Origin of the sequence: Brevundimonas sp. UBA7507, from assembly GCF_002478355.1 — a bacterium.
GTDB lineage: Bacteria > Pseudomonadota > Alphaproteobacteria > Caulobacterales > Caulobacteraceae > Brevundimonas > Brevundimonas diminuta_D.
Genome location: NZ_DLNP01000008.1, coordinates 173,987 through 188,029 on the forward strand (window position 1 = coordinate 173,987; position 14,043 = coordinate 188,029).

Here is a 14,043-nt window from a genome sequence, read left to right on the forward strand (position 1 = left end):
AGAGGGCGAAGACCGGCGCGCGGGATGCGTTTGACCGGTTGACGGCGATCGCCTGCGCGGCGTTCCGCGCGCCTCACGCCATGATCACCGTGCTGGACGAAGACCGCGCCGTCTTTCTGTCCGGCGTGGGTCTGGATGAGATCAGCATTCCGCGCATGAGCAGCGTCAGCCACGCCCTGGCGAGCCTGGGCCCCGACGCCGTGGCTGTGGTCGAGGACGCGCTGGAGCATCCGGTCTATCGCGATCATCCGATGGTGACGGGCGAGCCGCGGGTGCGTTTCTTCCTGGGGGCCACGGTGTGCGGGGGCGACGGCCGCCCGGCGGGCGCCATCGGCGTGATGGACGTCAAGCCGCGCCCTGCGCCGACGGAGACGGAGCTGCGACTGATCCGCGAACTGGCCGGTCTGGCGGGCGAACTGATGGAGCACGCCGAGGCCATGCGGCAGGAGGCGGCGCGTCTGGAGACGCTGCGGCTGGCTGAGGACATGGTCGGGGTCGGGCGCTGGCGCTATGAAATCGCGACGGGGGCCGTGACCTGGTCGGACGAGATCTATCGCATCCACGCGATCGCGCCGGGCGCCTTCTCGCCCAAGCTGGAGGACGTGTTCAGCCACTATCACGAAGACGACCGCGCGGAGATTCAGCGCCTGGTCGAGCGGGCGCTGAAGACGGGCGAGGGCTATACCTTCAAGTTGAGGCTGGTCGGGGCCGACGGCGTCGAGCGCGTCGTGGCGGCCGAGGGGGCGACCGAGAAGGACGCCACCGGCCGGGTGATCGCCCTGTTCGGCGTGCTGCAGGACGTGACCGAGCGCGAGCGGCTTTTGCGGGCGGCGCAGACCAATGAGCGGCGCTATCGCCTGCTGGCCGAGAACACCGGCGACGTCATCACCCGGGTCAAGATGGACGGGTCGAGCAAATACATCTCGCCGGCGATCCAGCAGCTTCTGGGCTGGACGTACGAGGAGATGAGCGGCCAGTCGACCGACTATGTCCACCCCGAGGACCGCCATCTGGTGCTGGGCGCCATCGGCAAGGCGGTGAAGACCGGCGAGCCGACTCGCCTGGAGCACCGGGCGGTGCACAAGAACGGCGAGACCGTCTGGGTCGAATGCACCTTCAAGGCCCTGAAGGACGAGCACGGCCAGGTCGATGACGTGGTGGTGGTGATCCGCGACATGACCCAGCGCAAGACGCTGGAGGCCGAGGTGCTGGAGGCCAAGGAGGCCGCCGAGGCGGCGGTGAAGGCCAAGAGCGAATTCCTGGCGAACATGAGCCATGAACTGCGGACGCCGCTGACCAGCGTCATCGGCTTTTCCGGTCTGTTGCAGGGCTCGGAGCATCTGCCGCCGGAAGAGCGCATCTATGTCGAGCGCATCGCCACGGCGTCGGAGGCCCTGTTGGGCGTCATCAACGACATTCTCGACTATTCCAAGCTGGAAGCCGACGCCATCGAGATGGACCCCGAGCCGTTCGATACGCGGGCCCTGGTGGACGGCGCCGCCGCCATCATCGAGAGCCAGTGCTCGCTCAAGGGGCTGATCCTGCGGGTGGTGGTGGCCGCCGATACGCCCGCGCGCCTGACCGGCGACAAGGGGCGACTGCGCCAGGTGATGCTGAACTTCCTGTCCAATGCGGTGAAGTTCACGGCGCGGGGCGAGGTGACGTTGACGCTGGACGGACGGTTCGACGAGAACGGTCTGTGGCGGATGCGAGCGGCGGTCAGCGACACCGGCATCGGCATACCGCCGGAAAAAATCAGCGAACTGTTCCATCGCTTCACCCAGGCCGACGCCTCGACGACGCGGGTCTATGGCGGGACGGGGCTGGGGCTGGCGATCTCGCGCCGTCTGGTCGAACTGATGGGCGGGGAGATCGGGGTGGACAGCACGCCGGGACAGGGCTCGACCTTCTGGTTCGAGGCGCCGCTGGCTGTGGCCGAGGCCGAGAACGATGCGGTCGAGACGCGTCAGGGACAGGCGACCGACTCTGCGATCTGCGGGCGGGTGCTGATGGCCGACGACGCGGCGGCGAACCGTGAACTGGTCAGCGCCATCCTGAGAAATCTGGGGCTGGAGGTCGAGGCCGTCGCCGACGGCGCCGAAGCGGTCCATGCGGTGCATTCGGGCGCCTATGACCTGGTGCTGATGGATGTGCACATGCCGGTCATGGACGGGCTGCAGGCCACGCGCGAAATCCGCCGGATGCAGGCGGGGACCGGGCGACGGACGCCGATCCTGGCGCTGACGGCCAACGTCCAGTCGGAGCAGGTGGTGCGCTGTCTGGAGGCGGGGATGGACGGCCACCTGGCTAAGCCGATCCAGATCGCCGAACTGGCCGCCGCCCTGACGCGGTGGCTGTCCTGCGACCAGCCGCCCGCGATGGCGGTATAGGCGAAGGCCATCTCGTCCCGGCTATCGCAGCCGGGGGCGCCGATCCCTGTAAATTCCTGGCTTTGCGAGGTTTTGGAGGCTGTTCGCCAGCCTGAGGACGCTGGTCCGCTATGGTTCGGTCATGGCGGGAAAAGGGGACGAGACGGAGCGGGCGGCGGCGGTCGCACAGTGGCTGGACGGGGCGCTGGGGCGGCTGATGCAGCTGACCGACGAAGCGATCGCCGTGGTGGCCGCGGCGGAGCCGCCGGCCGATGTGGCCGAGGCCGAGAAGCGGGGGCGCGCCATCGGCGTGCTGGCCCGCACGGCCAAGGCTGTGGCGGCCCTGGCGGCCTCGCCCCCTCGAAAGCCTCGCGACCCTGAAGAGGACGGAATGAGCGAAGACGATCGTGAACTCAGCGACGATGAAGAACGGGCGGTGCGGGCAGAGCTCGAGTCTCGTCTCGATCATCTTCTCGGGGTCGCCGAGCGCAAGGGATTTGGCGCGACGGAGGCTGGAACAGGCGACGCGCGAGGAGCTGCTGCGGCTGCTGAAAGCGACGCCGAGGCTGAACGACGACCAGGTCTGGCCGCCGCCTGATACGGATTGGCGGACCTGGGTGCTGCTGGGCGGGCGCGGGTCGGGCAAGACCTTCGCGGGCGGGTTCTGGATGAACGAACTGGCCAAGGCGGAGGATCGCACCTTCGCCCTGGTGGGGCCGGCGCTGCACGACGTGCGCGAGGTGATGGTCGAGGGGCCGTCGGGGCTGAAGGCGCAGGCGCCGGGCGACAACCGGCCGCGCTGGGAGACGGGGCGGCGCAGGCTGGTCTGGCCCTCGGGCGCGGCGGCCTATGCGTTTTCAGCCGAAGACCCGGACAGTCTGCGCGGGCCGCAGTTTCATGCGGCCTGGGCGGATGAGTTCTGCGCCTGGAGGAACATCGAGGCGACGCTGTCGAACCTGAGGTTCGGGCTGCGGCTGGGGGCGGATCCCAAGCTGGCGATCACCACGACGCCGCGTCCGATTCCGGCGCTGCGGCGGTTGCTGGCCGAGCCGGGGGTGGTGAAGGCGCGGCTGGCGACGAAGGACAATGCGGCCCATCTGGCGCCGGGGTTTCTGGGGCATCTGCAGGCGCTCTACGCCGGGACGCGGCTGGAGGCGCAGGAGATGGAGGGGCTGGTGGTCGAGGCCGACGGCGCCCTGTTCCAGGCCGAGGATTTGGCGCGGGCGCGGGGCGGGCGTCCGGCGAAGTTCGAGCGGGTGGTGGTGGCGGTCGATCCGCCCGCCAGCGCCCACGGCGACGCCTGCGGGATCGTGGCGGCGGGGCGCAGGGACAGGACGGGCTATGTGCTGGCGGATCGCTCGGCGCGGGGGCTTTCGCCTGCGGGCTGGGCGCGGCGCGCAGCCGAGACGGCGCGGGAGTTCGAGGCCGACCTGGTGCTGGCTGAGGCCAATCAGGGCGGGGAGATGGTGCGGACCCTGCTGGGGCAGGCGGACTGTCCGGCGCAGGTGAAGCTGGTGCACGCCAGCAGGTCGAAGAAGGCGCGGGCCGAGCCGGTGGCGGCGCTCTACGAACAGGGTCGGGTGGTCCACTGCGGCGCGTTTCCGGCGCTGGAGGAAGAGATGATGGCGCTGGGCAGCGAGACGCCGGGGGGCAAGAGCCCGGATCGGGCGGATGCGCTGGTCTGGGCGCTGACGCACCTGCTGCTGGCCGGGAAGACGCAGCCGAGATTGCGGGCGTTGTGATCTGATCCTTCTCCCCTTGTGGGAGAAGGTGGACCGGTAGGGCCGGATGAGGGGTTTTGCGACGGCGACCGCCGGATAAGGGCAAGCGGCGGCGCAACCCCTCATCCGTCAGCCCCCGGGTCAAGCCCGAGGGCTGCCACCTTCTCCCACAAGGGGAGAAGGGGAAGAGATGATGGAGAACCATATGGATTGGCGACGACCGTTCGGTCGGCGGCGTGTTGCTGCGCCCGAAATCAAGGATAGCCGCGCGGGGCCGTTGATCGCCCTGACGGGCGCGGGGCGAGCGCGGTGGACGCCGCGCGATTACGCGCACTTGGCTGAAGAAGGGTTCGGCAAGAACGCCGTGGCCTATCGCTGCGTGCGGATGATCACGGAGTCGGCGGCCTCGACGCCGTTGATGGTCATGGTCGGGGGCGTGCGGAGCGCGGAGCATCCGCTGGCGCGGCTGATCGACAAGCCCAATCCTGAGCAGTCGGGCGGGGAGTTGATGGAAGCGCTGTACGGCGCACTGCAGACGGCGGGCAACGCCTATGTCGAGGCGACGGGCGACGCTGACGGAGACGGGGCGCCGGATGAGCTGTGGGCGTTGCGGCCGGACCGGGTGAAGGTGGTGCCGGGACGGGCGGGTTGGCCGGAAGCCTGTGAGTATGCGGTCGGCGGGCGGTCGGTGCGGATCGGGCGGCATGGCGACGGCTGGTCGCCGGTCATGCATCTGAAGCTGTTTCATCCGACGGACGATCATTACGGATTTTCGCCGCTGGAGGCGGCGGCCTTCGCCATCGACGTGCACAATGCGTCGGGGGCTTGGAACAAGGCGCTGCTGGACAATGCGGCGCGGCCGTCGGGGGCGTTGGTCTATGGGTCGAAGGACGGGGAGCGGCTGACGGCGGACCAGTTCGAGGCGCTGAAGGCGGAGCTGGGCGAGGCCCATGCCGGGGCGCGCAACGCCGGGCGGCCGCTGTTGCTGGAAGGCGGGCTGGACTGGAAACCGATGAGCCTGACGCCGCACGACATGGACTTCATCGCCGGCAAACATGCAGCGGCGCGGGAGATCGCACTGGCCTTCGGGGTGCCGCCGCAGCTGCTGGGGATACCGGGGGATGCGACCTACGCCAACTATCGCGAGGCGAACGCGGCCTTCTGGCGCGGGACGGTGATCCCGCTGGTGAGGAAGGCGGCGGGGGCGATGACAGGGTGGCTGGGGAGCCGCTTCGTCGATTGCCGAATAGAGCCGGACCTGGATGCGGTTCCGGCCCTGCAGGTCGAGCGGGATGCGCTGTGGGCGCGGCTGAATGCGGCGAGCTTCCTGACCGACGAGGAACGGCGCCGGATGGCCGGGGTGGAGGCGTGATGGAGGCGATGAAGAAGATGCCCGTCGCCCTGATCGCCGCCCTGCTGGTGCAGACGGTCGGCGGCCTGGTGTGGGCGGGCGGGGCGGCGGCGCGGATCGCGACTCTGGAGCAGCGGGTGGACGAGCAGAGACTGGTCGCCGAGCGGCTGGCGCGGCTGGAGGCGCAGGGCGAGGCCGTGCGCGCGGCCGTCGAGCGGATCGAGCGACAGTTGGAGGGGAAGTGATGGGGAAGCGCTCGTCCTTCTCCCCTTGTGGGAGAAGGTGGCCCGAAGGGCCGGATGAGGGGTTGCGCGACCCCTCACCCGACCGCGCGAGGACGACGGCTGCGCCGCCGTGCGCGGTCTCCCTCTCCCGCAAGGGGAGAGGGACGCTATTCATCGCTGGCTACGCTTCGCTGTGGGGCGTGGCCGATCTGAACGGCGACGTGACGGCGCGCGGGGTCTTCGAGGACAGTCTGGCGAAGACCGGGGCGGGCGGGGTACGGATGCTGCATCAGCATGAAAGCCGCGCGGTGGTCGGCATCTGGGACCGGATGGTCGAGGACGAGCGCGGCCTGTGGGTCGAGGGGCGGATCGAGGACTGGTCCGCCGAGGCCCGCTATGCAGCCGCCCTGACGCGGGCCGGGGCGCTGGACGGGCTGTCGATCGGCTTTCGCGCGATGAAGGCGCGGCGCGACGGGCGCTTAAGGGTGCTGAGCCGGGCGGAGTTGTGGGAGGTGTCGCTGGTGACGTTTCCGATGCTGCCGGGCGCGCGGTTCAGAGCGAAAACAGATTGACGACTTCGGCCCTGCGAAGGCTGATGCGGCCTTCGCAGGGCGGGAGGGGGCGATGGACAAGAAGAGCGGCGGAACCTTTGTTCTGGGCGTGTGCGGAGGCATCATCCTGGGCGCGCTGATCGACAACATGGCCATAGGCCTGCTGTTGGGCTTCGCCGTGGGGTTCGGCCTGGTGAAGCTGAACCGCAAGTCGTAGCGGACCTAGCGGCCGGCCAGGCAGACGATCTGCATGGTTCAGAGCTTGGGCGAGGCGAGGGGGCGGTCGTCGCGACGGCCGTGCAGGCCGGGCGATTCCTGGTGGTAGCCGCGCAGGGCGACGGCGCAGGTTTCGGGCGTCTGGCGCGAGGCGACGGCGGGGCTGCGGCCTCTGTCATAGGCTTCCCGGAGGGCGCGGCGTTCGGCCTGGTCCGCGGTCGGGGCGTGGCGGCGGACGTGGGCCGCGAAAGCCTGATCGCCGGCGCCGTCGCGATTGAGATGCTCGCAGGCGCCGAGGGTCTCGAACATCCGCAGATTGATCGAGGTGTAGGCCGAAAGGCGCCCCTGGCCCGGCGAGAGGCGCGGCGTCTCTGACGACGAGGCGGCGGAGGGGCGTTGAGCCGAAGCGTCATGCGCCGTGCATGACATGACCCCAACCGCTGACAGGGCGGCGACGGCGATCTTGAACATTGATCCATTCCTTGATCCGAGGACGGCGTAGCACGGTTCCCCGGATGCACGAAGGATCGCACCCGTTCCGGGCCTGGCCCGGTTGACGGCGCGCCGCAGGACGGTCGCGCATTTTTCTGGAGAGACCATGAAAGAGATCAAGACCGTCTCGGGCACGCCCGAGGCGCGCGCCGCCATGCATGAGATGATGGCCGCGTTCGAGGCGTTCAAAGGGGCGAACGACGCCCGTCTGGACGAGATCGAGAAGAAGGCTTCGGCCGATGCGCTGCTGGAGGAGAAGGTGGCGCGCATCGATCAGGCGGTGGCTCAGGCGCAGGCGCGCATGGACCGGGTGTTGAGCGAGGGCCGCCGTCCGATGCTGGGCGCCGAGCCGCCCGCTGTGGTCGCGGCGCCGGAGGCCAAGGCGGCGTGGGACGGCTATATGAAGTCGGGCGCCTCGCATGGGCTGGAGCTGAAGGCGGGGCTGTCGTCGGCGTCGAACTCCGCGGGCTATGTCGTGCCGCCGGAGACGGAGCGCGCGATCGAGCGACGCCTGATGGCGGGGTCGCCGATGCGCGAGATCGCCACGGTGCGCACGGTCGGGTCGGGCGTGTTCAGGAAGCCGGTGTCGACGGCGGGCGTGCAGGCTGGCTGGGTCGCCGAGACGGCGGCCAGGCCCGAGACGGACCCGGCGACGCTGGCGCTGCTGGAGTTCTCGTCGGCGGATCTCTACGCCTGTCCGGCGGCGACACAGAGCCTGCTGGACGACGCCCTGATCGACCTGGACGAATGGCTGGCGGCCGAGGTCGAGGACGCCTTTGCGGCGCAGGAGACGGCGGCCTTCGTCAGCGGCGACGGGGTCAACAAGCCCAAGGGCTTCCTGGCCTACGCCACGGCGACCGAGGGGACGCAGACCTGGGGCCAGATCGGCACGGTGGCGTCGGGCGCGGCGGGGGCCTTCGCCAGCGCCAGTCCGGTCGATAAGCTGATCGACCTGATCTATGCGCCCAAGGCCCAGTATCGGCCGAACGGGCGTTTCGTGATGAACCGGCGCACGGTCTCGGCGGTGCGGAAGTTCAAGGACGCGGATGGGAACTATGTCTGGTCGCCGGCGACGCGGCCGGGCGAGACGGCCAGTCTGCTGGGCTATCCGGTCACCGAGATCGAGACGATGCCGGATGTGGCGGCGAACAGTCTGTCGATCGCGTTCGGGGACTTTGCGCGCGGCTATCTGATCGTGGATCGCGCGGGGGTGCGGGTGCTGCGCGATCCTTATTCGGCCAAGCCCTATGTGCTGTTCTACACGACCAAGCGTGTCGGCGGCGGGGTGCAGAACTTCGACGCGATCAAGCTGATGAAGTTCGCGGCGAGCTGACGAACGAGCGCCCCCTTCCCTTGTGGGAGAGGGAGGAGCCCGCCGCGTGAGCGGTGGGAGGGTGAGGGGTGTCGCGGGCGCAAGACCCCTCATCCGTCCGCCTTCGGCGGCCACCTTCTCCCACAAGGGGAGAAGGCAATGGAACATAGGGAGATTTGAATGAGCGCACCCGTGAGCCTCACGGAGGCGAAGCTGTTCCTGCGTGTCGAGCATGAGGCGGAGGACGGGTTGATCCAGACGCTGATCGACGCGGCCAGGGCTCGGGTGGAGAGGGAGGTCGGGGTGAGCCTGACCTCGACCTCGCCGGCGCCGCTGAGGCTGGCGGTGATGATGCTGGTGATGCGCGCCTATGAGCGCGGCGACGGCGAGATGAGCGCGGTGCCGGTCGAGGGGTGGCTCGCCCCCTATCGCGTGGTGCGGCTGTGAGCGCGGGCGCGATGAAGGTGGTGGCGTCGCTGGTGCGGCCGGTTGAGGCGCAGACCCCCTATGGCGGGCAGGTGGTCAGCTATGAGCCGGTCGGGTCGCTGTGGCTGGCGCTGGGCGCGCGCAGGCGGCGCGAGCGGACGGAAGCGGGCGTGACGCGCGGCGTGGAGACGCTGAGCGCAACCGTGCGGGCCGATCCACGGCTGGAGGAAGGGCTGGTCGTGCGCTTCGGCGGGGCGAACTGGGCCGTGGTCGAGATCGAGACCGATCCGAAGGCGGCGGGCCGGGTGCGACTGAACCTGGAGCGGATGCGATGAAGGATCATGAAGGGGCGCTGGTGAAGGCGCTGATCGCGTATCTGGGCGGCGATGGGGCGCTGAAGGCGCTGCTGGGCGATCCGGTGCGGGTGTGGGACGAAGCGCCGTCCGGGGCGGGGTTTCCGCATCTGGTGATCGGGCGGTGCGAGAGCCGGCCGCTGAACGCCGACGGCGGCGGGGTGGAGCAGCGGCTGACCTTGACCTGCGCCAGTCGGTTCAGGGGGCTGGAGGAGGCGCGGGCCGTCGCAGCGGCGGTGCGGGCGCGGGTCGCCGATGCGCCGCTGGAGGCGGACGGGGTGAAGGCGGTCAGCGTGGCGGTGACATTTACGGACCTGTTCCGCAGTCCGGACCTGAAGCGGGCGTGGGCGGTGATGCGGTTGAGAGCCGTGACGGAGGAAATCTGAGATGAGCGCGCAACGGGGCAAGGACATCCTGCTGAAGGTCGAGGGCGCGGGCGGCGCTTTCACCACGGTGGCGGGGCTGAGGGCGAGGACGATCTCGCTGAACGCCAAGACGGTGGACGCGACCGACAGCGACAGCGCCGGACGGTGGCGCGAACTGCTGGCGGGGGCGGGCGTGAAGTCGGCGGCGGTGTCGGGGCAGGGGATTTTTCGCGACGCGGCTTCGGACGCCCTGATCCGCGAGGCCTTCTTCGAGCAGGCGGCGAAGACATGGCGGCTGATCGTGCCGGACTTCGGGGTGCTGGAGGGGCCGTTCCTGGTGGCGGCGCTGGAATACGCCGGGGAGCATGAGGGCGAGGCGAGTTTTGCGCTGAGCCTGGCCAGCGCGGGCGAAGTGACGTTCTCGGCGCTGTGATGGTGAACGGCGTGCGGGGCGAGGTCGTGGCGAGGCTGGCGGGGGCGGAGCGGAAGCTGTGTCTGACGCTGGGGGCGCTGGCCGAGATCGAAACGGGGCTGGGCGTCGCCGGGATGGCGGCGCTGGCCGTGCGGATGAAGGCGCTGTCGGCGCGCGATCTGATGGTGGTGCTGGCGGCCTTGCTACGCGGCGGAGGCGAGGCGGCGCTGGCGGACGGGCTGGCGAGGGCGCCAGTGGATCCGCGTGAGGCGGCGGAGGCGGTGGCGAAGGCCTTTGCGGCGGCGGCCTGATGACTCCGTGGGGAGAGATGATGCAGGTGGCGGCGCGGATGGGCGTGGGGCCGGAAGGGTTCTGGCGGCTGTCGCTGAAGGAGTGGCGGATGCTGACGGCGGGACCGGTGCAGGCGGCGCCGCTGGGGCGCGGCGAACTGGAGCGGATGCAGGAGATGTGGCCGGATGACTGATGGTTTCAGGCCGGACGGGATCGACGCCGTGCCGGTGAAGGCGGCGGAGGCGGCGGCGGCGCTGGAGGCGCTGAAGGAGCCGGCGGAGCGGGCGGCGGCCTCGATCGAGGACGCCTTCGGGCGCGCGGGGACCAGTCTGACGCGGTCGCTGACGCGGGCGGCGGCGGATGGGGAGGTGACGCTGGCAGAACTGGCGCGGGCGGTGCTGAATGCGGTCAATGCGGCGGCGGGCGCGCGCGGCGGCGGGCTGGCGGGGGCGATAGCGGCGGCGCTGGGCGGTTTCGGCGGGGCGCGGGCGGATGGCGGGCCGGTGATGGGCGGGGGCGCTTATCTAGTCGGCGAGCGCGGGCCGGAAGTGTTCCGTCCGGCGGGCGCCGGGACGATCGAGCCCATGGGCGGGGCGAGCGGGGTCACGGTCAACGTCACGGTGGACGGCGGGGCCGAGGGGCTGTTGCGGTCAGAGACGCAGATCGCACGGATGCTGGCGCGGGCGGCGGCGCTGGGAGCGCGTTGAGCAAGCGCCGAGCGGCAGCGAAACAAAAAAAGGCGCTCCGAAGAGCGCCCTTTGATCTTATTCGCCCTTGGGATTGGGGCCGTACTTGTTGTCGCCCTTCTGGCTGTCGGAGATGCCGATCCAGAGGAGGAAGCCCAGACCGACCAGCAGCATGATGCTGAGGCCGCCCATCATGGAGCCCAGCATGGACAGGGCCACGGAGGGATCTTCGCTCTCGAAGGCTTGCGGATTGGTGATGACGGCCGTGCCGACGGCGCCGATGATCATGATGAAGCCGACGATGTTGGCGACCCAGGGGATGACGGCGAACCAGCCTGATTTGCCCATGTCGTGCAGACGTTTCACCGTGATGGCCAGGTTCGGCCAGATCAGGGCGAGCGACAGCAGCAGGCCGAGGAATGGAATCCAGCCCACCACCACGCCGGCGCCGAGCAGGATCAGCCAGCTGATCCAGAAATGCTGGCGACGCAGGCGGCCGTTGAAGGACAGCATGGCCGTGGCGAAGTCATAGGCGCCGAGCGGGGCGCCGCCCGTGGGCGAGGCGGCCGCCTGGCCGAAGGCAGCGGCTGGGGCCGTGGAGGCCAGGATCATGATCTGGGTCGCCTCCATGCCTTCCGGCACGAAGTCGACGCGGGCGCCGACGGCGACGATTCCGCCAGCCTGAACGTCCGCACGGGTGAAGCCGTAGCGGATGCTGTCGTCGCCGCTGATCAGGCCCGTGCCCGAGGTGTCGTCATAGCTGAGAATTTCGCCGCGCACGCGGATCTCCTGTCTTGTTGAACGGCTTGGCCGTGGTGGGGCGAAAGCATGGCTGAGCCTGGCCGTTCGGACAACCCGAAGACTGCCGTCAGGTGAAGTTTTTCGCGAAACGTTCGCAATCTGTCCCGCGACGGGACGCAATCCACATCAAAGTAGCGAGGATGCATGGCTTTCCATGAGGTGCGCCTGCCTGCGCGGCTGGCGTTCGGTTCGACCGGCGGGGTCGAGCGAAGGACGGAGATCACGACGCTGGCGTCAGGGTTCGAGCGGCGCTCGACGCCGTGGGCGGATGGGCGCAGGCGCTATCTGATCGGGGCGGGGTTGCGGTCGCTGGACGATATGGCGGCGCTGACCGCGTTTTTCGAAGCGCGCCGCGGGCGGCTGCACGGGTTCCGGTTTCGCGACTTTGCGGATTTCAGGAGCGGGGCGCCGGGGGCGGCCGTGGCGCCGCTGGATCAGGGGATCGGGACGGGAGACGGGCAGACGCGCGTCTTTCAGTGAGCAAGGCTTACGGGGATCACCGGCGGATCATCGCCAAGCCGGTCGAGGGATCGGTGCGGGTCGCGGTGGCGGGCGTGGAGACGGCGGCCTTCAATCTGGAGACAGCGACGGGACGGGTGACGCTGGCGACGCCGCCGCCGCAGGGCGCGGCGGTGACGGCGGGCTTCGCCTTCGACGTGCCGGTGCGGTTCGACGCGGACCGGATGGAGGTGACGCTGGAGAGCTTCGGCGCCGGGCGGATGGTCGCCATGCCGCTGATCGAGGTGCGGGTCTGAGCCATGCGGAATGTTCCGGACGAACTGGCCGCCCGCATCGAGAGCGGGGCGGCGACGCTGTGCCATGTCTGGCTATTGAGGCGGGCGGACGGGCGGGCGATGGGCTTCACCGACCATGACCGCGATCTGGAGGTCGAGGGCGCAGCGTGCCGGGCGGCCAGCGGCTGGACCGGCGGGGCGGGCGACGGCGAGGTCGGGCTGGCGGCGGGGTCGCTGTCGGCGTCGGGCGGGCTGGATGATGCGGCGATCACCGAAGAGGACATAGCGGCGGGGCGGTATGACGCCGCCGAGGTCGAACTGTGGCGCGTGGACTGGATGCGGCCGGACCTGCGGGTGCGGCTGAGGAAGGGAAGGCTGGCGCGGATCCGGCGCGAGAACGGGCGGTTTGTCGCCGATCTGGACGGGCCGATGGCGGCGCTGGAGCGGGTGGTCGGGCGGACCTATGGCCGGGGTTGCGACGCGGTGCTGGGTGATGGGCGCTGCGGGCTGGATGCGGCGTTGGTGGCCGAGCGTAGTTGCGACAAGCGGTGGGCGACCTGCGTGGGCGTGTTCGGGAACGGGGTTAATTTCCAGGGCTTTCCGGACATCCCGGGCGAGGACTTCCTGACGGCGCGGCCTGTGGCGGGACGCAGTGACGGGCGGAGCCGCAGACGATGATGGGTGCGGAGCGGCGCGCGCGGGTGGTGGCCGCCGCACGCGGCTGGCTAGGGACGCCCTATCGGCATCAGGCCAGCGTGAAGGGCGAGGGGGCGGATTGCCTGGGCCTGGTGCGCGGGGGGTGGCGCGAGGTGGTCGGCGAGGAACCGGAGGCGCCGCCGCCCTATCGCCCCGACTGGGCCGAGGTCGGGGGCGAGGAGATGCTGTGGGCGGCGGCGAGGCGGCGGTTGGTGGAGATCGCGCCGGAGCAGGCGGGGCTGGGCGACGTGTTGCTGTTCCGCATGGCGGCGGGATGTCCGGCCAAGCACTGCGCGATCCTGAGCGCCGAGCTTTCCGAGAGCATCGGGGGGCCGGAGCGGCGGATGATCCACGCCTATTGGGGGCGGTCGGTGGTCGAGAGCTGGATGGGGGCGTGGTGGCGCAGGCGTTTGGTCGCGGCGTTTCGCTGGCCGAATTTCTAAGAAGGAGCAGGCATGGCGCAGGTCGTTCTGGGCGGGATCGGGTCGGCGCTGGGCGGGCCGGTCGGGGGCTTCATCGGCGCAGCCCTGGGACGGGCGGCGGACAACTGGCTGGTCGCCGGCCTGTCGCCCGCGCGGCAGGTCGGGCCGAGGCTGGAGGGGCTGAAGCTGCAATCCTCGGCCGAGGGGGCGCCGATGGCCTGTGTCTTCGGCCGGGCGCGGGTGGTCGGGCAGGTGATCTGGGCGGCGCGCTTTCTGGAGCGCAAGGAGAAGCGGTCGGGCGGCAAGGGCGGTCAGAAGACGGTCGACTACGCCTATTCGCTGAGTTTCGCCGTGGCCCTGTGCGAGGGGCCGATCGACGGGATCGGCCGGGTCTGGGCTGACGGTCAGCCGATGGATATGGCGGGGGGGGGGGGGCGGGTGCATCGCGGGACCCAGGGCCCCCCCCCCCCCGGGGCCATCGGGGGGGGGGGGGGGGGGCCCCCCGGGGGCGGGGGGTTGTCCCGCGGCGTGGGGGAACCAACCAGGACCCCCCGCCTCTGGCGTGACCCCCACGCCTTCGACCCCCGCCGCTTCGAGTTCACCCCCGTCACGCCGTACAAC

The 14,043-nt window shown here is 70.3% G+C and carries 18 protein-coding genes and 3 pseudogenes; 19 read left to right on the forward strand and 2 right to left on the reverse strand.

Translation table 11 applies throughout. From position 1 onward, the window contains the following. The first annotated feature begins 38 nt into the window (after positions 1-38). The 7 genes and pseudogenes from B3D50_RS05535 to B3D50_RS05565 all read left to right on the forward strand — a co-directional run bounded on the left by B3D50_RS05535 (position 39) and on the right by B3D50_RS05565 (position 6,433). Entirely contained in the window at positions 39-2,390 is a 2,352-nt protein-coding gene (locus B3D50_RS05535) for a PAS domain-containing protein (protein WP_286949977.1), read from the forward strand. A 121-nt stretch (positions 2,391-2,511) separates the two neighbouring features. Next, positions 2,512-2,967 (forward strand): hypothetical protein, encoded by a 456-nt coding sequence (locus B3D50_RS05540; RefSeq protein ID WP_286949978.1) that lies wholly within the window; start codon positions 2,512-2,514, stop codon positions 2,965-2,967. Then, positions 2,867-4,111, forward strand: coding sequence for a DNA-packaging protein (locus tag B3D50_RS05545; RefSeq protein ID WP_286949980.1), 1,245 nt, complete (start codon positions 2,867-2,869; stop codon positions 4,109-4,111). Before B3D50_RS05540 ends, B3D50_RS05545 begins: the two co-directional genes overlap by 101 nt. Positions 4,112-4,283: 172 nt before the next feature. Then, positions 4,284-5,462 carry a phage portal protein gene (locus B3D50_RS05550; protein WP_286950011.1) on the forward strand — a complete coding sequence of 393 codons (1,179 nt, stop codon included), beginning with the start codon at positions 4,284-4,286 and terminating at the stop codon, positions 5,460-5,462. A gap of 8 nt (positions 5,463-5,470) precedes the next feature. Then, positions 5,471-5,686, forward strand: a complete 216-nt coding sequence (locus tag B3D50_RS05555) for a hypothetical protein (protein ID WP_269299252.1) — start codon at positions 5,471-5,473, stop codon at positions 5,684-5,686. A 146-nt stretch (positions 5,687-5,832) separates the two neighbouring features. Beyond that, positions 5,833-6,237, forward strand: a pseudogene (locus B3D50_RS05560) (HK97 family phage prohead protease); the annotation flags it as partial. A 52-nt stretch (positions 6,238-6,289) separates the two neighbouring features. Next, entirely contained in the window at positions 6,290-6,433 is a 144-nt protein-coding gene (locus B3D50_RS05565) for a hypothetical protein (protein ID WP_269299254.1), read from the forward strand. A 38-nt stretch (positions 6,434-6,471) separates the two neighbouring features. Here B3D50_RS05565 and B3D50_RS05570 read toward each other — a convergent pair whose 3' ends face one another. Continuing rightward, a complete protein-coding gene (locus tag B3D50_RS05570; RefSeq protein ID WP_286949982.1) occupies positions 6,472-6,903 on the reverse strand; it encodes a hypothetical protein in 432 nt (143 codons plus the stop codon). A 127-nt stretch (positions 6,904-7,030) separates the two neighbouring features. Between B3D50_RS05570 and B3D50_RS05575 the strand changes: the two genes are divergently transcribed. The 8 genes from B3D50_RS05575 (at position 7,031) to B3D50_RS05610 (ending at position 10,790) form a co-directional block, all read left to right on the forward strand. Beyond that, complete coding sequence (locus tag B3D50_RS05575; RefSeq protein ID WP_286949983.1) at positions 7,031-8,257, forward strand: phage major capsid protein; 1,227 nt, start codon at positions 7,031-7,033, stop codon at positions 8,255-8,257. A 159-nt stretch (positions 8,258-8,416) separates the two neighbouring features. Beyond that, complete coding sequence (locus B3D50_RS05580; RefSeq protein WP_286949985.1) at positions 8,417-8,683, forward strand: head-tail connector protein; 267 nt, start codon at positions 8,417-8,419, stop codon at positions 8,681-8,683. Then, on the forward strand, positions 8,680-8,997 hold the full coding sequence (locus tag B3D50_RS05585; RefSeq protein ID WP_286949986.1) for a phage head completion protein: 318 nt from the start codon (positions 8,680-8,682) through the stop codon (positions 8,995-8,997). Before B3D50_RS05580 ends, B3D50_RS05585 begins: the two co-directional genes overlap by 4 nt. Next, the gene (locus B3D50_RS05590) at positions 8,994-9,401 is read left to right on the forward strand and encodes a DUF3168 domain-containing protein (RefSeq protein WP_286949987.1); all 408 of its coding nucleotides are present in this window, start codon (positions 8,994-8,996) and stop codon (positions 9,399-9,401) included. The genes B3D50_RS05585 and B3D50_RS05590 overlap by 4 nt, the downstream gene beginning before the upstream one ends. A gap of 1 nt (position 9,402) precedes the next feature. Next, positions 9,403-9,813, forward strand: a complete 411-nt coding sequence (locus tag B3D50_RS05595; protein ID WP_286949988.1) for a phage major tail protein, TP901-1 family — start codon at positions 9,403-9,405, stop codon at positions 9,811-9,813. After that, on the forward strand, positions 9,813-10,103 hold the full coding sequence (locus B3D50_RS05600) for a GTA-gp10 family protein (RefSeq protein ID WP_286949989.1): 291 nt from the start codon (positions 9,813-9,815) through the stop codon (positions 10,101-10,103). Before B3D50_RS05595 ends, B3D50_RS05600 begins: the two co-directional genes overlap by 1 nt. After that, a complete protein-coding gene (locus tag B3D50_RS05605) occupies positions 10,103-10,276 on the forward strand; it encodes a phage tail assembly chaperone (RefSeq protein ID WP_286949990.1) in 174 nt (57 codons plus the stop codon). Before B3D50_RS05600 ends, B3D50_RS05605 begins: the two co-directional genes overlap by 1 nt. Further along, positions 10,269-10,790, forward strand: a complete 522-nt coding sequence (locus B3D50_RS05610; RefSeq protein WP_286949992.1) for a phage tail tape measure protein — start codon at positions 10,269-10,271, stop codon at positions 10,788-10,790. The genes B3D50_RS05605 and B3D50_RS05610 overlap by 8 nt, the downstream gene beginning before the upstream one ends. A 57-nt stretch (positions 10,791-10,847) precedes the next feature. Here the strand turns inward: B3D50_RS05610 and B3D50_RS05615 are convergent, their stop codons facing one another. After that, on the reverse strand, positions 10,848-11,549 hold the full coding sequence (locus B3D50_RS05615) for a DUF805 domain-containing protein (protein ID WP_286949994.1): 702 nt from the start codon (positions 11,547-11,549) through the stop codon (positions 10,848-10,850). 165 nt (positions 11,550-11,714) lie between these two features. Between B3D50_RS05615 and B3D50_RS05620 the strand changes: the two are divergent. The 4 genes and pseudogenes from B3D50_RS05620 to B3D50_RS05635 form a co-directional block, all read left to right on the forward strand. Continuing rightward, positions 11,715-12,325, forward strand: a pseudogene (locus tag B3D50_RS05620) (phage distal tail protein, Rcc01695 family). 3 nt (positions 12,326-12,328) lie between these two features. Further along, a complete protein-coding gene (locus tag B3D50_RS05625) occupies positions 12,329-12,982 on the forward strand; it encodes a DUF2163 domain-containing protein (protein WP_286949995.1) in 654 nt (217 codons plus the stop codon). Beyond that, the gene (locus B3D50_RS05630; protein WP_286949997.1) at positions 12,979-13,443 is read left to right on the forward strand and encodes an NlpC/P60 family protein; all 465 of its coding nucleotides are present in this window, start codon (positions 12,979-12,981) and stop codon (positions 13,441-13,443) included. Before B3D50_RS05625 ends, B3D50_RS05630 begins: the two co-directional genes overlap by 4 nt. A gap of 12 nt (positions 13,444-13,455) precedes the next feature. Continuing rightward, a pseudogene (locus B3D50_RS05635) lies at positions 13,456-14,043 on the forward strand (hypothetical protein); the annotation flags it as partial.